At 69.9% G+C, this 17,915-nt stretch carries 14 protein-coding genes; 8 read left to right on the top strand and 6 right to left on the bottom strand.

What is annotated here, in order from left to right; all coding sequences use genetic code 11:
• Position 1 precedes the first annotated feature (1 nt).
• The gene (locus ACT53U_RS16705) at positions 2-1,747 is read left to right on the top strand and encodes a nickel-dependent hydrogenase large subunit (protein ID WP_476156935.1); all 1,746 of its coding nucleotides are present in this window, start codon (positions 2-4) and stop codon (positions 1,745-1,747) included.
• A 19-nt stretch (positions 1,748-1,766) separates the two neighbouring features.
• Positions 1,767-3,026 (top strand): (Fe-S)-binding protein, encoded by a 1,260-nt coding sequence (locus ACT53U_RS16700; protein ID WP_476156934.1) that lies wholly within the window; start codon positions 1,767-1,769, stop codon positions 3,024-3,026.
• A 58-nt stretch (positions 3,027-3,084) separates the two neighbouring features.
• On the opposite strand, the gene ACT53U_RS16695 is transcribed toward ACT53U_RS16700, so the two are convergent.
• Positions 3,085-3,999: a LysR substrate-binding domain-containing protein gene (locus tag ACT53U_RS16695; RefSeq protein WP_476156933.1), complete on the bottom strand. Its 915-nt coding sequence runs from the start codon at positions 3,997-3,999 to the stop codon at positions 3,085-3,087.
• Positions 4,000-4,109: 110 nt separating this feature from the next.
• Here ACT53U_RS16695 and katG point away from each other — a divergent pair, with 110 nt between their 5' ends.
• The 5 genes from katG (at position 4,110) to ACT53U_RS16670 (ending at position 11,610) form a co-directional block, all read left to right on the top strand.
• Positions 4,110-6,284: a catalase/peroxidase HPI gene (gene katG / locus ACT53U_RS16690; protein WP_476156932.1), complete on the top strand. Its 2,175-nt coding sequence runs from the start codon at positions 4,110-4,112 to the stop codon at positions 6,282-6,284.
• 234 nt (positions 6,285-6,518) lie between these two features.
• Positions 6,519-7,772 carry a sarcosine oxidase subunit beta family protein gene (locus ACT53U_RS16685; protein ID WP_476156931.1) on the top strand — a complete coding sequence of 418 codons (1,254 nt, stop codon included), beginning with the start codon at positions 6,519-6,521 and terminating at the stop codon, positions 7,770-7,772.
• Positions 7,773-7,782: 10 nt separating this feature from the next.
• Complete coding sequence (locus ACT53U_RS16680; protein WP_476156930.1) at positions 7,783-8,079, top strand: sarcosine oxidase subunit delta; 297 nt, start codon at positions 7,783-7,785, stop codon at positions 8,077-8,079.
• On the top strand, positions 8,076-11,066 hold the full coding sequence (locus ACT53U_RS16675; protein ID WP_476156929.1) for a sarcosine oxidase subunit alpha family protein: 2,991 nt from the start codon (positions 8,076-8,078) through the stop codon (positions 11,064-11,066). Before ACT53U_RS16680 ends, ACT53U_RS16675 begins: the two co-directional genes overlap by 4 nt.
• Positions 11,059-11,610 carry a sarcosine oxidase subunit gamma gene (locus ACT53U_RS16670; protein WP_476156928.1) on the top strand — a complete coding sequence of 184 codons (552 nt, stop codon included), beginning with the start codon at positions 11,059-11,061 and terminating at the stop codon, positions 11,608-11,610. The genes ACT53U_RS16675 and ACT53U_RS16670 overlap by 8 nt, the downstream gene beginning before the upstream one ends.
• Here the strand turns inward: ACT53U_RS16670 and ACT53U_RS16665 are convergent.
• The 4 genes from ACT53U_RS16665 to ACT53U_RS16650 form a co-directional block, all read right to left on the bottom strand.
• Complete coding sequence (locus tag ACT53U_RS16665) at positions 11,574-12,587, bottom strand: GlxA family transcriptional regulator (RefSeq protein ID WP_476156927.1); 1,014 nt, start codon at positions 12,585-12,587, stop codon at positions 11,574-11,576. The two genes, ACT53U_RS16670 and ACT53U_RS16665, sit on opposite strands and share 37 nt — an antisense overlap.
• On the bottom strand, positions 12,584-13,717 hold the full coding sequence (locus ACT53U_RS16660; protein ID WP_476156926.1) for a sugar diacid recognition domain-containing protein: 1,134 nt from the start codon (positions 13,715-13,717) through the stop codon (positions 12,584-12,586). Before ACT53U_RS16660 ends, ACT53U_RS16665 begins: the two co-directional genes overlap by 4 nt.
• A 134-nt stretch (positions 13,718-13,851) precedes the next feature.
• Complete coding sequence (gene pyk / locus ACT53U_RS16655) at positions 13,852-15,267, bottom strand: pyruvate kinase (protein ID WP_476156925.1); 1,416 nt, start codon at positions 15,265-15,267, stop codon at positions 13,852-13,854.
• Between the two features lie 45 nt (positions 15,268-15,312).
• Positions 15,313-16,467, bottom strand: a complete 1,155-nt coding sequence (locus ACT53U_RS16650; RefSeq protein WP_476156924.1) for a glycerate kinase — start codon at positions 16,465-16,467, stop codon at positions 15,313-15,315.
• 320 nt (positions 16,468-16,787) lie between these two features.
• On the opposite strand from ACT53U_RS16650, the gene ACT53U_RS16645 reads away from it, so the two are divergent.
• Positions 16,788-17,147, top strand: a complete 360-nt coding sequence (locus ACT53U_RS16645; protein WP_476156923.1) for a hypothetical protein — start codon at positions 16,788-16,790, stop codon at positions 17,145-17,147.
• Here the strand turns inward: ACT53U_RS16645 and ACT53U_RS16640 are convergent.
• Positions 17,087-17,887 carry a phosphodiesterase gene (locus ACT53U_RS16640; protein ID WP_476156922.1) on the bottom strand — a complete coding sequence of 267 codons (801 nt, stop codon included), beginning with the start codon at positions 17,885-17,887 and terminating at the stop codon, positions 17,087-17,089. The genes ACT53U_RS16645 and ACT53U_RS16640 overlap by 61 nt on opposite strands.
• Positions 17,888-17,915 lie beyond the last annotated feature (28 nt).

Below are 17,915 nucleotides of genomic sequence, written 5' to 3'. Positions count from 1 at the left end.
CATGACGGAGCGTGTCGTCGTCGACCCCATCACCCGGATCGAGGGTCATCTTCGCATCGAAGCCGAGACCGGCGCCGACGGCGCCATCTCCAAGGCGTACTCGTCGGGCACCTCGGTGCGCGGCATCGAGATCATCCTGCAGGGTCGCGACCCGCGCGACGCCTGGGCCTATGCCCAGCGCATCTGCGGCGTCTGCACCCTGGTGCACGGTCTCGCCTCGGTGCGCGCGGTCGAGAACGCGCTCGGGTATGAAATTCCCGAGAACGCCCAGCTCATCCGCAACCTCATGGTCGGCGCGCAATACGTCCACGACCATGTGATGCACTTCTACCACCTCCACGCCCTCGACTGGGTCGACGTGGTTTCGGCTCTCAAGGCCGATCCGGCCGCGACCTCGACGCTGGCGCAGTCGATCAGCCCCTGGGCCAAGTCCTCGCCCGGCTATTTCGCCGAGACGCAGAAGCGGCTGGCGAAATTCGTCGAGGCGGGCCAGCTCGGCATCTTCTCCAACGGCTACTGGGGCCATCCGGAGTACCGGCTGCCTCCGGAAGCGAACCTCATGGCGGTCGCCCACTATCTGGAAGCGCTCGCCTGGCAGCGCGAGGTGGTGCAGGTCCACACCATCTTCGGCGGCAAGAACCCGCACCCGAACTTCCTCGTCGGCGGCGCCCCCTCGCCGATCTCCTCGGCGCCGGTCGCCGGTTCCGGCTCGGCCTCGACCGCGGTCAACGTGCTTGGTCTCGAACACGTCCGTCAGCTGATCCAGAAGATGAAGGCCTTCGTCGACGAGGTCTATGTGCCGGACACGCTGGCCATCGCCTCGTTCTACAAGGACTGGTTCGCCCGCGGCGAAGGCCTCGGCAACTTCATGACCTTCGGCGACTTCCCCGAGAAGGGCTCGGGCGATCCGTCGTCGAACCTGATCCCGGCCGGCGTCATCCTCGGGCGCGATCTCTCCAAGATCCATCCGATCGACCTCGGCGATCCGACCCAGGTGCAGGAGTTCATCGGCCATTCCTGGTACGACTACGCCGGCGGCAAGGACAAGGGGCTCCACCCCTGGGAGGGCGAGACCAAGTTCGCCTACACCGGGCCGAAGGGCAGCTACAGCCATCTCGACGTCGACAAGGAATATTCCTGGCTCAAGGCCCCGCGCTGGCGCGGCCATGCCGTCGAGGTCGGCCCGCTCGCCCGCGTGTTGATGCTGCTCGCCAAGGGCCATGCCGAGACCAAGGAACTCGCGACCATGGCGCTGAAGAAGCTCGATCTTCCGGTCACCGCCATGTTCTCGACCATGGGCCGCACCGCCGCCCGCACGCTCGAGACCAAGCTGATCGCCGACAAGATGGACGGCTGGCTGGCGACGCTGACGGCCAACATCAAGGCCGGCAATCTCGCCGTCCACAATCCCGCCAAGTGGGAGCCCTCGACCTGGCCGAAGCACGCCAAGGGCGTCGGCTACATGGAGGCGCCGCGCGGCGGTCTCGCCCATTACATCGTGATCGAGGACGGCAAGATCGCCAACTATCAGGCGGTCGTGCCCTCGACCTGGAACGCCGGCCCGCGCGATCCGTCGGGCCAACCCGGCGCCTACGAGGCGGCGCTGATGGATCGCCATCGGATGCACGATCCCAAGCAGCCGATCGAGATCCAGCGCACGATCCATTCCTTCGATCCGTGCCTGGCCTGCGCGGTCCACGTCACCGACGCGGACGGCGAGGAACTGATGCAGATCCGCGTGAGCTGAGCCCGAGGAGACGTCTCCCATGACCGACCAAGTCAACGTCCAGGCCGCCGTCGACAAGTTCGTCGGCCTCGTCGGCCGACCGCTCGCCACCTGGGCGGAATCCTGCGTGCGCTGCGGCCTCTGCGCCGAAGCCTGCCACTTCTATCAGGCGACCAAGGACCCGAAATACACGCCCGCCTGGAAGCTGCAGCCGATCCTCAAGGCCCACCGTTCCAAGACCGGCTTCCTCGGCCTCCTCGGCATCGCGCCGAAGGTCACCGAGGCGGATCTGACCGAGTGGGAAGAGCTGATCTTCGACACTTGCAACATGTGCGGCCGCTGCACGCTGGTGTGCCCGATGGGCATCGACATCGCCTCGATCACCGGCGCCACCCGTCAGGCGCTGGCCTCCGCCGGCATCGGCCCGGCCGACCTCTTCGCCGCCGCCGAGAACAGCCGTGATCGCGGCAGCCCGCTCGGTCTGACGCCGGAGAAGCTCGAGGATCGTCTCGAATGGCTCGCCGACGACAACGAGATCGACCTGCCGCTCGACAAGGAAGGCGCCGAGGTGCTGCTCACCGTCTCGTCGATCGAGATGATGAAGTACCCCGACAGCATCGTCTCGATGGGCAAGCTCCTGAACCATGCGGGCGTCAACTGGACCTTCTCGTCGAAGGGCTACGAGTCGACCAACTTCGGCTACCTCGCCGGCAAGGCCGACATCGCCAAGACGATGACGATGCGCATCGTCGAGGCGGCCGAGGCGCTGAAGGTGAAGACGGTGATCATCCCGGAATGCGGCCACGCCTATGGCGTGATGCGCTGGCAGGCGGCCAACGTCATCGGCCGACCGCTGCCCTTCGAGGTGTTCCACATCACCGAATATCTCGCCAAGCTGAAGCGCGAGGGCAAGTTCGAGTTCAAGCCCTTCGACGAGCCCTGCACCTACCACGACCCCTGCCAGATCTCGCGGCGCGGCGGGGCGACGGAAGACGCCCGCTATCTGCTCGAAGGGTTGATGACCGACTTCCGCGAGATGACGCCGACCGCCAATTCCAACTGGTGTTGCGGCGGCGGTGGCGGCGTCCAGGCGATCGCCCGTTCGGCACCGATCCGCTACAAGGTCTTCAAGATCAAGACCGATCAGGTCGCCGAGACCGGCACCGAGACGCTGGTCTCCGCCTGTGCCAACTGCCGCCTGACCATGGACGAGGCCAAGGACGCGACCAAATGGGGCGGCAAGCTCGAGAGCATCGTCGAGGTCATGGCCTCCCATCTCATCGAGAAGGACGACGACTGACCACGCCGTCCGACGTGCCCACGGGAAGCCCCGGCCGCCAGGCCGGGGCTTTCGCGTTTCAGAGGACACCGCCCATCCCCGCCGGCCCCCGACACCCCTCGCGCACCCCGTCCGCCAGCTCCGCGTAGCGCACGCCGAGCGGGTTGGAGCGGCGCCAGATCATGCCGATCGTCCGCGTCGGCCGCGGCTCGGGCAGACGCTGGGCGACGACCCGGGCCGACCGCGTCTCGACCGACACCGCCATCTCCGGCACCAGCGTCACGCCGAGCCCGGCGCCGACCAGCTGCACCAACGTCGCCAAAGTGCTCCCCTCGATGACGTCGCCCGAGCGCACCGACGGCAGGCGGCAATAGGCGAGCGACTGTTCGCGGAAACAGTGCCCCTCCTCGAGCAGGAGAAGCCGCCGCCGATGCAGGTCCTCGACCGAGAGCACCGGCTCGTCGCGCTCGGCCTCCGGCCGCACCAGCATGAACTCCTCGTCGAAGAGCGGATGCTCGGTAAGCCCCGGCTCGGAGATCGGCAGGGCGAGGATCGCCGTGTCGAGCCGGCCGTCGAGGAGTTCGGCGACGAGTGTCCCCGTCACCGCCTCGCGCGGCACGACGTCGAGCGTCGGATGACTCGTCGCCAGCGTCGCGATCAGGCGCGGCAGGAGGTAGGGCGCGATCGTCGGGATGACGCCGATCCGCAGGGGCCCGGCGAGCGGCCCGCGGAAGACCCGCGCCAGATCGGCGAGATCGTCGACCGAACGCAGGATCTCCGAAGCCCGTTCGGCGAAGGCCTCGCCGAAACGGGTCGGCCGGATCTGCCGCCCGCCGCGCTCGACCAGCGGCACCCCGAGGATCGCCTCGAGCTCGCGGATCTGCAGCGACAGGGCCGGTTGCGAAATGTTGATCGCCTCCGCCGCCCGGCCGAAGTGGCCGTGGCGCAGGAGGGCCTCCATGTAACGGAGATGGCGCATCGAAATCGGGTTCATGAGTTTTTCTTATCACGGAAATTGGAAGTTCAAAATTCTCCTTATCGATGACCGGTGCTACCCCATTCACACCGCAACGAAGCCGCGACACGCGGCCGAGGGAGACGACGATGACCGGATCTGCCGAGACGCCCGCGGGCAAATGCCCCTTCATGCATGGCGCGACCACCCGTGCCGCCGAGCCCGTCACCAAGTGGTGGCCGAACGCACTCGAACTGGACATTCTCCACCAGCACGACGGCAAGACCGACCCGATGGGCGCCGGCTTCGACTATGCGAAGGCGGTCGCGACCCTCGATGTCGCCAGGCTGAAGGCCGATCTGAAGGCGCTGATGACCGAGAGCCAGGCCTGGTGGCCGGCCGACTGGGGTCACTACGGCGGCCTGATGATCCGCATGGCCTGGCACTCGGCCGGCACCTACCGCAGCGCCGACGGCCGCGGTGGCGGCAACACCGGCAACCAGCGCTTCGCGCCGCTGAACTCCTGGCCGGACAACGGCAATCTCGACAAGGCCCGTCGCCTGCTGTGGCCGATCAAGAAGAAGTACGGCAACAAGATCTCCTGGGCCGACCTGATGCTGCTCGCCGGCACCATGGCCTACGAGTCGATGGGCCTGCCGTCCTACGGCTTCGCCTTCGGCCGCGCCGACATCTGGCATCCCGAGAAGGACGTCTACTGGGGCGCCGAGAAGGAATGGCTGGCCCCCTCCGACGGCCGCTACGAGAACGTCGCCGATCCCGCGACGATGGAGAACCCCCTCGCCGCGGTGCAGATGGGCCTCATCTACGTCAACCCGGAAGGCGTCAACGGCAAGCCCGACCCGCTCGCCACCGCCGCACAGGTCCGCGAGACCTTCGCCCGCATGGGCATGGACGACGAGGAGACCGTCGCCCTGACCGCCGGCGGCCACACCGTCGGCAAGGCCCACGGCAACGGTCGCGCCGAGAATCTGGGTCCCGCCCCGGAAGGCGCCGACATCGCCGAGCAGGGTCTGGGCTGGGTCAACCACACCACCCGCGGCATCGGTCGCGACACCGTGACGAGCGGCCTCGAGGGCGCCTGGACGACGCACCCGACCCGTTGGGACGCCGGCTATTTCGACATGCTGCTCGGCCACGAGTGGGAGCTGCGCAAGAGCCCGGCCGGTGCCTGGCAGTGGGAGCCGGTGTCGATCCGCGACGAAGACCGCCCCGTCGACGTCGAGGATCCGTCGATCCGGAAGAATCCGATCATGACCGATGCCGACATGGCGATGAAGCTCGACCCGGCCTATCGCGCCATTTCCGAGCGCTTCCATGCCGATCCGGCCTATTTCTCGCAGACCTTCGCCCGCGCCTGGTTCAAGCTGACCCACCGTGACATGGGGCCGAAGTCGCGCTGGATCGGTCCGGACGTGCCGAGCGAAGATCTGATCTGGCAGGACCCGATCCCCGCCGGCCCGAAGAGCTTCGACGTCGCCTCCGCCAAGGCGAAGATCGTCGCCTCCGGTCTCTCGATCGCCGATCTGGTGACGACGGCCTGGGACAGCGCCCGCACCTTCCGCGGCTCCGACTTCCGCGGCGGCGCCAACGGTGCCCGCATCCGTCTCGCCCCGCAGAAGGACTGGGAGGGCAACGAGCCCGCCCGCCTCGCCAAGGTGCTGACGGTGCTGGAGGCGATCGCGAAGGACGTCGGCGCCAGCGTCGCCGACACGATCGTGCTCGCCGGCAACGTCGGCATCGAACTGGCGGCCAAGGCCGCGGGCTTCGACGTGACGGTGCCGTTTGCTCCCGGCCGCGGCGACGCGCACCAGGACCAGACCGACGTCGCCTCCTTCGCGGTGCTGGAGCCCGTCCACGACGGCTTCCGCAACTGGCTGAAGAAGGACTGGGCGGTGCCGGGCGAGGATCTGCTGCTCGATCGGGCCCAGCTGATGGGCCTGACCGGGCCGGAAACGACGGTGCTCGTCGGCGGTCTCCGGGTGATCGGCGCCAACCACGGCGGCAGCCGTCACGGTGTCTTCACCGACCGGATCGGCGCGTTGACGACGGACTTCTTCGTCAACCTCGTCGACATGGCCAACACCTGGGCCCCGACCGCCGCGGGCACCTACGAGATCCGCGACCGGGCGACCGGGGCGATGAAGTGGACGGCGACCCGCGTCGATCTGGTCTTCGGCTCGAACTCGATCCTCAGGTCCTATGCCGAGGTCTACGCCCAGGACGACAACGCGGCGAAGTTCGTCGCGGACTTCGTCGCCGCCTGGGTCAAGGTGATGAACGCGGATCGCTTCGACCTGAAGTGACGGCGAGACGTCGTCCCCAGCGATGCCCCGCCCGAAGGAACCGCCCGGCGCGCCCCGCGCCGGGCGGTTTCGTTGGCGCGCGCCCAAGACGGAACCGACACGTCATGTCGGAAAAATCCAAGTCGACGTCGCGCCCCTGCAAGCCCCGCGCGGGCAAAACCGCGACACTGTCACCGTCGCGTCCGTCCGCCCGGTCGGCACGACGTTCCGCGGTCGACGGCGAAAGAGCGAACGATGCGAAGGTTCTCCCTCTCCTCCCTGGTGGCCCAGGCGCTCGGCGCCCATCTCGGCTGGGGCGAGCAATGGCGCAAGGCCTCGCCGAAGGCGTCCTACGACGCCGTGGTGATCGGCGGCGGCGGGCATGGGTTGGCGACCGCCTACTACCTCGCCAAGGAACACGGCATCACCAATGTCGCGGTGCTCGAGAAGGGCTGGATCGGCGGCGGCAACTCGGGCCGCAACACCACGATCGTCCGCTCGAACTACCTCTACGACGAGAGCGCGGCGATCTACGAACATTCGCTGAAGCTCTGGGAAGGCCTGTCGGCCGAGCTGAACTACAACGTGATGTTCTCCCAGCGCGGCATCCTGATGCTGGCGCATCATCACCACGACGTCGTGAGCTTCCGCCGCCACGTCCACGCCAATCGGCTCAACGGCATCGACAACGAGTGGCTGACGCCGGAAGAGACCAAGGCCTTCTGCCCCGAGCTCGATCTTTCGCCGGGCAAGCGTTACCCCGTCCTCGGCGCCGCCCTGCAGCGGCGCGGCGGCACCGCCCGCCACGACGCCGTCAACTGGGGCTTCGCCCGCGCCGCCTCCGCGCTCGGCGTCGACATCGTCGAGAACTGCGAGGTCCTCGGCCTCGAGCGCGACGCCTTCGGCGCCGTCTGCGGCCTCGTCACATCGCGCGGTCCCATCGCCACGAAGCGCGTCGGCGTCTCCGTCGCCGGCCATACCTCGCAGCTGATGAGCCTCTTCGGCGTGCGCGTGCCGCTCGAGAGCCAGCCCCTGCAGGCGCTGGTCTCCGAGCCGATGAAGCCGACCATGCCCTGCGTCGTCATGTCGAACGCCGTCCACGCCTACGTTTCCCAGTCCGACAAGGGCGAACTGGTGATCGGCGCCGGCACCGATCAATACGTCGGCTATTCGCAGCAGGGCGGCCTGCAGATCCCGATCCACACGCTCGACGCCATCTGCGAGCTCTTCCCGATCTTCACCCGGGTCAAGATGATGCGCTCGTGGGGCGGCATCACCGACAACACCGTCGATCGCTCGCCGATCCAGGGCCTGACGCCGATCCCCGGCCTCTACGTCAATGCCGGCTGGGGCACCGGCGGATTCAAGGCGACGCCGGGCTCGGGCAACCTCTTCGCCCATTGCCTCGCCAAGGGCGAACCCCACCCGATCTCCCGCCCCTTCTCGCTCGATCGGTTCGTCACCGGCCGGCTGATCGACGAAGCCGCCGCTGCGGCGGTCGCGCACTGAGGACCCCGAGATGCTGCTGATCGACTGTCCCTTCTGCGGGCCGCGCGCCGAGACCGAGTTCCGCTGCGGCGGCGAGGCCCACATCGCCCGCCCGACCGATCCGTCCGCCCTCGACGACATCGCCTGGGGCGCCTTCCTCTACATGCGCGCCAACACCAAGGGCGTGCTGGCCGAGCGCTGGAACCACGTCCACGGCTGCGGCCGCTGGTTCAACGCCCTGCGCGACACGGTGAGCGATCGGTTCCTCGCCAGCTATCGCAGCGGCGAACCGCGCCCCGATCCCGTGCCCGCGGAGGCCGCCCGATGACCGCCCCCCGTCGCCTCGCCACCGGTGGTCGCATCGACCGTTCGAAGCCGATCACCTTTTCCTTCGACGGCGAACAAATACCGGCCTTCCGCGGCGACACGCTCGCCTCGGCGTTGATCGCAGCGGGACGCCACCTCGTCGGCCGTTCCTTCAAATACCACCGCCCGCGCGGCATCCTGACCCACGGGTCGGACGAACCGAGCGCGCTGGTCGCCGTCGATCGCGGCCCCGGCCGGGTCGATCCCAACAACCGCGTCTCGGTGATCGAGGCGACGAACGGGCTGAAGACGCAGAGCCAAAACCGCTGGCCGAGCCTCGCCTTCGACGTCGGCGCGATCAACGATTCCCTGTCGCCGCTCTTCGTCACCGGCTTCTACAACAAGACCTTCATGTGGCCGAAGTCCTTCTGGACCAAGGTCTACGAGCCGATCATCCGCGCCGCCGCCGGCCTCGGCAAGGCGCCGACCGCCCCCGATCCCGACCGCTACGCCAATCGCCACGCCCATTTCGACGTGCTGATCGTCGGCGCCGGCCCCGCCGGCCTCGCCGCAGCCCTCGCCGCCAGCCGTTCGGGCAGGCGCGTGGCGATCGCCGACGAACAATCCGAGTTCGGCGGCTCGCTGCTGCACGACCTCACCTCCGAGATCGACGGCAGGCCGGCGACGCAGTGGCTCGCCGAGACGGTCGCCGAACTGGCGGCGGCTTCGAACGTCACGTGCCTGCCGCGCACCACCGTCTTCGGCTACTACAACCACAACCACGTCGTCGGCGTGGAGCGCGTCGCCGACCATCTCGACGCGCCCGACGGCCGGGTGCGCGAGCGGCTGTGGCAGATGCGGGTGGGCGAGGTCGTGCTCGCGACCGGCTCCTTCGAGCGGCCGCTGGTCTTCGCCGACAACGACCGCCCCGGCATCATGCTGGCCGAGAGCGTCCGCGCCTTCGTCAATCGCTGGGCGGCCCTGCCCGGCACCCGCGCCGTCTTCGCCACCACCGGCGCCTCGGCCTATCGCGCTGCCCTCGACACCGCCGCCGCCGGCATCGCCGTCACCATCGTCGACCTGCGCGCCGCCGAGATCGCCGGCCCCGAGCGCGCCGAAGCGCTCGCCGCCGGTGTCACCGTCCTCTCCGGCCACACGGTGATCCGGGCGGAGGGCAAGACCCGCGTCTCGGCCCTCGTCGTGGCACCGATCGACGCCACCGGTCGCGTCGTCGGCCCGCGCCGGTCGCTCCCCTGCGACTGCGTCGGCATGTCCGGCGGCTGGACGCCGAGCGTCCATCTCTTCTCGCAGTCGCGCGGCAAGCTGGTCTGGAATGCCGCGATCGACTGTTTCGTCCCCGGCACCTCGGTGCAGAAGGAACGCTCGGCCGGCGCCTGCCGCGCCAGCTTCGACCTCGCCGCCTGCCTCGCCGAGGGTTGGGCCGCCGGCGCGGAAGCCGCCGGGATCTCGGAAGCCCGGAGCTTCACCGCCACGCCGACGCCGACCGGCTTCGTCCCCGTCCGCGTCCTGCCGACCGACGAGAACCCGGTGAAGGTCCGCGCCTTCGTCGACTTCCAGGGCGACGTCACCGCCAAGGACATCCGCCTCGCGGTGCGCGAGGGCTTCCATTCGATCGAGCACGTCAAGCGCTACACCACCACCGGCATGGCGTCGGACCAAGGCAAGACGTCGAACATGAACGCCCTCGGCCTCGTCGCCGAACTGCTCGACCGCGAGATCCCGGCGGTCGGCACCACGACCTTCCGCCCGCCCTTCACCCCGGTCTCCTTCGGCGCGCTGGTCAACATCAACCGCCACGAGCTCTTCGAGCCGACCCGCCGCACGCCGATCCACGACTGGGCGGAAGAGCGCGGCGCCCTCTTCGAGCCGGTCGGCCAGTGGCTGCGCGCGCAGGCCTTCCCCTCGGCAGGCGAGGACCTGCACGCCGCCGTCGCCCGCGAGTGCCGGGCGGTGCGGGCGAGCGTCGGCCTCTTCGACGCCTCGACCCTCGGCAAGATCGAGGTCGTCGGCCCCGACGCGGCCGAGTTCCTGAACCGGCTCTACGTCAACGCCTTCGCCAAGCTCGAAACGGGGCGCTGCCGCTACGGGCTGATGCTGAAGGAGGACGGCTTCGTCATGGACGACGGCGTCGTCGCCCGCCTCGCCGCCGACCGTTTCCACGTGACGACGACGACCGGCGGTGCCGCCCGCGTGCTCGCCCACATGGAGGACTATCTCCAGACCGAATGGCCGGAGCTGCGCGTCCACCTGACCTCGACCACCGAGCAATGGGCGGTGATCGCGGTTCAGGGGCCCAAGGCCCGCGCCGTGCTCGAAGGCCTCGTCGAGGGGATCGATCTCTCGGCCGCCGCCATGCCCCACATGAGCGTGCGCGAGGGCAGGATCTGCGGCGTGCCGACCCGGCTCTTCCGCGTGTCCTTCACCGGCGAACTAGGCTTCGAGATCAACGTGCCGGCCGACCACGGGCGTGCCGTCTGGGAAGCGGTCCATGCCGCGGGTGAGCCCTTCGGCATCACGCCCTACGGCACCGAGGCGATGCACGTGCTGCGCGCCGAGAAGGGCTATCTGGTCGTCGGTCAGGACACCGACGGCACGATGACGCCCGACGACGTCGGCTATGCCGGCATGATCGCCAAGGCAAAGCCCGACTTCGTCGGCAAGCGTTCGCTGATCCGCCCCGACATGCTCGTCGCCGACCGGCGCCAGTTCGTCGGCCTCCTGCCGGTCGACCCGACGGAGGTGCTGGTCGAGGGCGCCCAGATCGTCGCCACGCCGAACCAGCCGATCCCGATGAAGATGATCGGCCACGTCACCTCGAGCTACATGAGCGCCGTGCTCGACCGGTCGATCGCGCTCGCCGTCGTCGCCGGCGGTCGCGCCCGGATCGGCGAGACGGTGTGGATCTCGACCGACGCCGGCGGCTTCACCCGCGCGGTGATCGCCTCGCCCGTGTTCTTCGACGCCAAGGGAGAACGCCTCGATGGCTGACCCGACCCCGATCCGCCGCCCCGCCCTCGCTCCCGCAGCGACGCGCCTTCCCGGCGTGACGATCGAGCCGGCCCCGCTCGCCGCCCGCGTCGTCCTGCGCCTCGCCCCCGAGATCGCCGCGACGAAGACCGACGTCGTCGGCTTCGACCTCACCGGTGCCATCAACACGGTGCGGGGCACCGCCGATCGCTTCGCCGCCCGGCTCGGCCCGGACGAATGGCTGCTCGTCGCCCCCGAGGCGGAAGAAGCGACGCTTCCCGCCGCCATCGACGTGGCGCTCGGCGACACGTTCCATTCCGCCGTCGACGTCTCCCACCGCAACGTCGGCCTCGCGCTCGAGGGCGACCGCGTGCCCGAGATCGTCAATGCCGCAAGCCCGCTCGATCTCGCCGACCATGTCTTCCCACCGGGATCGGCGAGCCGCACCGTCTTCGCCAAGGCCGAGATCGTCCTCGTCCGCCCCGAAGGTGGTGCCTGGCGGATCGAGACGGCGCGGTCCTTCGCGCCTTACGTCCTCGGCGTGCTGAACGAAGCGGCGCGCTGATCGCCGCGTTCGGGCTGCCCGCCGCGCAGGTCCGAAGGCGCCTGCCCGAAGACGGCGCGGAACTGCCGCGAGAAGTGCGAGGCGTCGCAGAAGCCGGTCTCCACCGCGACGGTCGTCAGGCTCTTCGTCGTGTTCTCGATCAGCCAGCGGGCTTGGCCGAGCCGCAGCCGGCGATAGACCGCGGCCGGCGCCGCCCCGAGCGTCGCACGGAACAGCCGCTCGAGCTGCCGCGCCGAGAGCCCCGCCCGTTCGGCGATCGTCTCGATCGCGATCGGTTCGGCGATCGCCTGTTCCATGACGAGGAGCGCGCGGCGCACCCGTTCGTCGCCGACCGCCTCGTCGAGCGGCAGATGCGGCTGGGCGGCATCCGCCCCGCGCGCCGCCTGCAACTGCATGACGTGCAGCGCCTTGAGGGCCGGCGCCCGGCCGATGTGACGTTCGACCAGATGCGCCGCGAGATCGGCCACCCCCGCCCCGCCGGAACAGGTGACGCGGTCGCCGTCGTCGACGAAGAGCCGGTCGGCGACCGGGATCTGGTCCGGGAAGGCCTCGGCGAAGTCGGCGGCGTGATACCACGAGACGCAGACCCGCCGACCGTTCATCAGGCCGGCGCGCGACAGCACGAAGGACCCGGTGCAGACGCCGACCAGCGTCACCCCGGCGGCGGCCACCCGCTTCAGCCAGGCGAGCGTCTCGCCGTCCATCTGATCGCCGCCGTGCAGGATGCCGCCGACGACGACCACGTAGTCGAAGTCGGTCGGCTCGCCGAGCGGCGCGGTGCGGTTGACGGTGAGGCCGCAGGAGGCGCGGATCGGCTGCGGGCTCGCCGCCATGATCGACCAGTGGCAGCGGATCGGGCGCGAGCGGTCGCCCTCGTCCGCCGCCAGTCTCAGCGTGTCGACGAAGAGCGACAGCGCCGAGAGCGTGAAATTGTGCGCCGGCACGAAGCCGACCCGGAGCACCGGCGAAGCCGTCATCGCGTCTCGTCCACCTGGAGGGCGAGGTAGAGCAGCATCAGATCCGCCGTCGCGCCGAGATCGAGGCCGCAGACCTCGGCGATCCGCTTCATGCGATAGTCGAGCGTGTTGCGGTGGATGCCGAGCGCCGCGGCGGTGCGGGCATGCTGCATGCCGTTGTCGAACCACACCGCGAGCGTGCGCGCGAGTTCGCCCTTGCGATCCGCCGCCGCCAGCCGCCGGGCCGGTTCGGCGAGTTCGTGCCGCTGCCAGCCGTCGCCGAGCGAGGCGACCAGCACCGGCAGACGCAGGTCGTCGTAGACGAAGACGTCACCCGTCCCGCCGCTCCGCCTGCCGACCGAGAGCGTCGCCGCCGCCACCCGGTAGGACCGGGCGACGCCGTCGGCACCCTCGAAGGCGCGGCCGAGCGCGAACTGCAGGCCGAGCGGGCTGCGGCCGCGCAGCCGCCGCGCCAGATCCTCGACCAGCCGGCGATGGACCACCGGATCGGCGGCCGCCGGCATCAGTACGACGACTTCGTCGAGCGACAGGGTGGCGGCGAGATGGCCGCGCTGCGGCGTCGCGATCAACGTGTGCAGCCGTTGCAGTTCGACGAGCAGCGCCTCGCGCTCGAGCCCGCCGCCGTCGACCTCGATCACCACGGCGACGCGCGGCAGCGCCGGATCGAGGCCGGAACGCGTCGCCCATTCGAGCCGCGAGGGATCGAGCGCCTCGCCGCGCACCAGCGCCAGCACGAATTCCTCGCGCATGCGGGCGTCGCGGGCGACGAGGTCGGCGAGCCGCGCCTGTTCCAGCATGGTCTCGGCGGCGAGGCGGACGAGTTCGGCGAACCGCGCCACCTCGGCCGGATCGCCGGTCAGGCCGATACAGCCGACCACCTCGTCGCCGGCGCGCAGCGGCAGGTTGACGCCCGGGCGCACGCCGTCGAGCTTCGGCGCGAAGGCCTCGTCGATCTCGATCACCTTCTGGCGCGACAGGACCAGCAGCGCGCCCTGATGGATCTCGCCGACGCGCGCCGGATCGCCGCTGGCGATGATCACGCCGCGGGCGTCCATGATGTTGATGTTGCAGTCGATGATCTGCATCGAACGATCGACGATCGACTGGGCCAGCTGACGATCGATGTTCACGCGAGATCCTCCGGTCGCGCGCCGGCGGCATGGCGCGTCGTGTCGCGACCATAGCGCAAAAAAGCGCGCGGGAGAGGCGGAGGGTCCTCTCCCGCGCCGACCGTACGGATGCCGACGGCACCGTCCGGCGGGGTTCAGGCGACTTCGACGACCCGGAGATTGTTCGTCGAACCCGCCACCCCGAAGGGAATGCCCGCCACCGCCACGAAGTTGCGGCCGCGTTCGACCAGCCCCTCGTCGAGCGCCGCGCGGGTCGCCAGCGAAATCATTTCGTCGTAGCCGTGGGCGCCGTTCGACGGCAGGCCCTGCACGCCCCACATCAGCGCGAGACGCCGCGACACCGTGCTCGACGGCGTCAGCGCCAGGATCGGCAGCGCCGGCCGCTTGCGGGCGATGCGCGCCGCGGTCGCCCCCGACGAGGTGAAGGCGACGATCAGGGCGGAATCGATCGACACCGCGAGATCCGCCGCCGCCGCCGCGACGCCGTGCTGCGCCGTGCGCTCGTCGTGCGTCGCCGAGGCATGGACGATCGAGGGATAGAGCCCGTGGGCCTCGGTGGCGCGGATGACGCGGTCCATCATCGACACCGCCTCGACCGGATACTGGCCCGCCGCCGATTCCGCCGAGAGCATGACGGCGTCGGCACCGTCGTAGATCGCGGTGGCGACGTCGGAGGCCTCGGCGCGGGTTGGCGTCGGCGAGGTGATCATCGAGTCGAGCATCTGTGTCGCCACGATCACCGGCTTGCCGGCGAGGCGGCAGGCACGCACCAGTTCCTTCTGGCGGCCCGGCACGTGCTCGTGCGGGATTTCGACGCCGAGGTCACCGCGCGCCACCATGATGCCGTCGGACATGGCGATGATCGCGTCGATCTCGTCCAGCGCCGAGGGCTTCTCGATCTTGGCGACGAGGCCAGCGCGATCGCCGATCAGCGCCTGCGCCTCGATCACGTCCGACGCCTTCTGCACGAAGGAGAGCGCCACCCAGTCGACCCCGAGCTCGAGGCCGAAGGCGAGGTCGGCGCGGTCCTTGGCGGTCAGCGGCGACAGGTCGAGCACCGTGCCCGGCAGATTGACGCCCTTGCGGTCGGAGAGCGTGCCGCCGACCAGCACTTCGGTCTCGATCCGGTCGGCATCGACCGCGACGACGCGCAGGCGAACCCGGCCGTCGTCGATCAGCAGCTCGTGGCCGGGCAGCACCGCGGCGAAGATCTCGGGATGGGGCAGCGGCAGGGCGTCGATGCCGCCCGGCTCGGTGCCGGGGCGGAAGACGACGCTGTCGCCGGCTGCCACCACGACCTTGCCGCCGGCGACCCGGCCGATGCGGATCTTCGGACCCTGGAGGTCCTGGAGGATGCCGATCGGCGCCTTCGTCTCGCGCTCGAGATCGCGGATCGCGGCGAAGACCGCGGCGTGATCGGCGTGAGAGCCGTGGCTGAAGTTCAGACGGAACGTGTCGACACCCGCCTCGAACAGGCGCTTCAGCATGGCCGGATCGGCACTGGCCGGTCCGACGGTGGCGACGATCTTGGCTCTGCGCTGGCGTTTCATCGATCGGATCCTCGACGCCCGAAGGCGGATGGAGTGGGGGGCGGCTCAGCCCTTCGCGCCGCGGCCGAAGCCGCCGAGCGCCAGGGTGGCGGCGACGTTGCGCGCCGTGCGGCGCAGGTTGGGTTCGGCCTCGGCGAGCGCCTCGGCGAGGGTGCAGGGGCGCGGCAGGATGCCGAAGACGGCGTCGATGCCGTGGGCATGGACCGCCTCGGCGCCGGCGCCGACCGAGCCGGCGATGGCGATCACCGGACAGCCGTGGCGGCGCGCCACCGCGGCGACGCCGACCGGCGTCTTGCCGTGGACGGTCTGACCGTCGATGCGGCCCTCGCCGGTGACGACGAGGTCGGCGTCGGCGACGATCGCGTCCATGCCGACCGCCTCCATGACGATCTCGACGCCCGGCCGCAGCGTCGCCCCGACCACCGCACGCAGGCCCGCGCCGAGCCCGCCGGCGGCACCGGATCCGGGGAGGTCGGCGACCTCGATGCCGAGTTCGGTCTTCACCACCGTCGCGAAACGGGCGAGGTTGCGGTCGAGGGTGGCGACCATCTCCGGCGTCGCGCCCTTCTGCGGTCCGAAGATCGCCGAGGCGCCCTTGGGGCCGCAGAGCGGATTGTCGACGTCGCAGGCGACGTCGATGGTGCATTCGGAAAGCCGCGGATCGAGCCCGGAGAGGTCGATCCACTCGAGCGACGCCAGCGCACCGCCGCCGGGAGGAAGATCGCGGCCTTCGGCATCGAGCAGCCGCCCGCCGAGCGCCTGGATCATGCCGGCGCCGGCATCGTTGGTGGCCGAGCCGCCGATGCCGACGACGAAGCGCCGGGCGCCGGCGTCGAGCGCCGCGCGGATCAGCTGGCCGAGGCCGTATGTCGTGGTGACCAGCGGATTGCGCTCGGCCGGCGGCACCAGCATCAGCCCGGCCGCCGCCGCCATTTCGACGATCGCCAGTTTGCCGTCGCCCGAGAGGCCCCAGAAGGCCTCGATCTGATTGCCGAGCGGACCGACGACCCGCGTCGCCACCCGCTTGCCGCCGGTGGTGGCGACCAGCGCATCGACGGTCCCCTCGCCGCCGTCGGCGACCGGCACCAACGCGTAGTCGGCGTCCGGCCACACCTCGGCGAAACCGTCGCGGAGCGCGCGCGCCACGTCGAGGGCCGACAGGCTCTCCTTGAACGAGTCCGGCGCGACGACGATCTTCATGGGTCTCTCCCTGGCGCGACGATCTGTCTCCGTGCCGTAACGGCACGATTTCGACCTGCCTCGAGACTACGCCGAAGCGATCTCCCCGTCTTCGTGCGAATACCCATTATGCATCGATATTCGATCATTCAAATTGGGCGATATCACCATAGTGGCGATGCGATACCCGTCTCCTGCGGCCGGTGGCCGCGACGTCCGTGGCGCGGCGGGGGCGTCACACGGTCCGGCGGGCAGGGAGACCGTCATCAATCGGCAACGAAGACCGTCGCAGGCTCGTCCTGAAACACGATCGACCGGACGTGAGCCGGGGCAGAGAAACGATGAGCGAAGAACAGATCGAAAAGCCGCGGTTGAACTGGCGGCCCTTCGGCAAGCCCGACGGCAGCCGCAGACCCGATTTCTTCGCCTCGATGGCCGGCGTCGGTTACGGCCGCGTCCATCGCATCGCCGGCGGACCGCACGCCGGCCGCTGGCATTGGACGGCGTCGTCCTGGGACATGAAGGAAGTGTCGGGCGTGGCCGACGGCTCGCGCGCCGCCGCCGTCGCCGCGGAACGGATGCTCGAACGCATCGCGGCCCGCGACGGCGGACGGAGGAAGGCCGATCGCGCGAGCGCCGCTCAGGGACCGGCGCAGAACGTCGCCTTGGCCGTCGGCGTCTCGCCGACTTCCGAGGCATAGGCGCGGAAGCCGAAGTCGTCGATCACCAGCACCCGGTAGCACGGCCGACCGTCGGTCCACGCCGGGCACAGGTCGTCGATGTCGGTGACGAAGCGGTGGGCACAGGCCTGACCCGAGGAGAAGGCGATGCCGTGGCGGTCGTTGCCGGCGATCGGCACGTGGACATGGCCGAACACCACGTGACGCACGCCGGGCCGATGGGCGCGCAACCGCGCCATCACCGCACCGTCGTCGTGCAGGCCGATGTTGCGGAAATGGGCGAGCCCATCGGGCATCGGCGGATGGTGGAGGAAGACCGTCACCGGTTCCTCGCCCGCGCCTTCCAGCGCCGCGTCGAGCCAGGCGAGCCGATCCGGCCCGTAGATGCCGCCGATCACCCCCGCCTCGTGCGTGTCGAGGAAGAGGAGCCGCCCGTGCTTCGTGTCGAGCCACGACTGGACGTAGCCGGCCGCGTCGCGCGGGTGATGCGGGAAGGCGCCGACGAAGGCCGGGCGATGATCGTGGTTGCCGAGCATCAGCCGATAGGGGAAGGGCAGCGGCGCCAGGATGTCGTCGAGCAGCCCGTAGGCCTCCGGATCGCCGTCGTCGCAGAGATCGCCGGTGATCGCCAGGATTTCGGCATCGGCGTGACGATCGATGATGTCGGCGATCGCGGCGCGCAGCTGCGCTTCCGGGTCGACGCCGTTGACTCGCCGGCCGGGCCGGACGAGGTGGGTATCGGTGATCTGGATGATCTTCATGGCTCCTTCCGGAACGACGCGGGGGATG

The organism is Pinisolibacter sp. DMC19, from assembly GCF_056313985.1.
The sequence above is the reverse complement of the archived record's forward strand: the minus strand, read 5'-3'. Positions and strand labels throughout refer to the sequence as shown.

Bases quoted from the DNA above. Each gene is read 5' to 3' on its own strand.
- ACT53U_RS16705 (WP_476156935.1), top strand. From the start codon at position 2: ATGACGGAGCGTGTCGTCGTCGACCCCATCACCCGGATCGAGGGTCAT.
- ACT53U_RS16700 (WP_476156934.1), top strand. From the start codon at position 1,767: ATGACCGACCAAGTCAACGTCCAGGCCGCCGTCGACAAGTTCGTCGGC.
- ACT53U_RS16695 (WP_476156933.1), bottom strand. From the start codon at position 3,999: ATGAACCCGATTTCGATGCGCCATCTCCGTTACATGGAGGCCCTCCTG.
- katG (WP_476156932.1), top strand. From the start codon at position 4,110: ATGACCGGATCTGCCGAGACGCCCGCGGGCAAATGCCCCTTCATGCAT.
- ACT53U_RS16685 (WP_476156931.1), top strand. From the start codon at position 6,519: ATGCGAAGGTTCTCCCTCTCCTCCCTGGTGGCCCAGGCGCTCGGCGCC.
- ACT53U_RS16680 (WP_476156930.1), top strand. From the start codon at position 7,783: ATGCTGCTGATCGACTGTCCCTTCTGCGGGCCGCGCGCCGAGACCGAG.
- ACT53U_RS16675 (WP_476156929.1), top strand. From the start codon at position 8,076: ATGACCGCCCCCCGTCGCCTCGCCACCGGTGGTCGCATCGACCGTTCG.
- ACT53U_RS16670 (WP_476156928.1), top strand. From the start codon at position 11,059: ATGGCTGACCCGACCCCGATCCGCCGCCCCGCCCTCGCTCCCGCAGCG.
- ACT53U_RS16665 (WP_476156927.1), bottom strand. From the start codon at position 12,587: ATGACGGCTTCGCCGGTGCTCCGGGTCGGCTTCGTGCCGGCGCACAAT.
- pyk (WP_476156925.1), bottom strand. From the start codon at position 15,267: ATGAAACGCCAGCGCAGAGCCAAGATCGTCGCCACCGTCGGACCGGCC.
- ACT53U_RS16650 (WP_476156924.1), bottom strand. From the start codon at position 16,467: ATGAAGATCGTCGTCGCGCCGGACTCGTTCAAGGAGAGCCTGTCGGCC.
- ACT53U_RS16645 (WP_476156923.1), top strand. From the start codon at position 16,788: ATGAGCGAAGAACAGATCGAAAAGCCGCGGTTGAACTGGCGGCCCTTC.
- ACT53U_RS16640 (WP_476156922.1), bottom strand. From the start codon at position 17,887: ATGAAGATCATCCAGATCACCGATACCCACCTCGTCCGGCCCGGCCGG.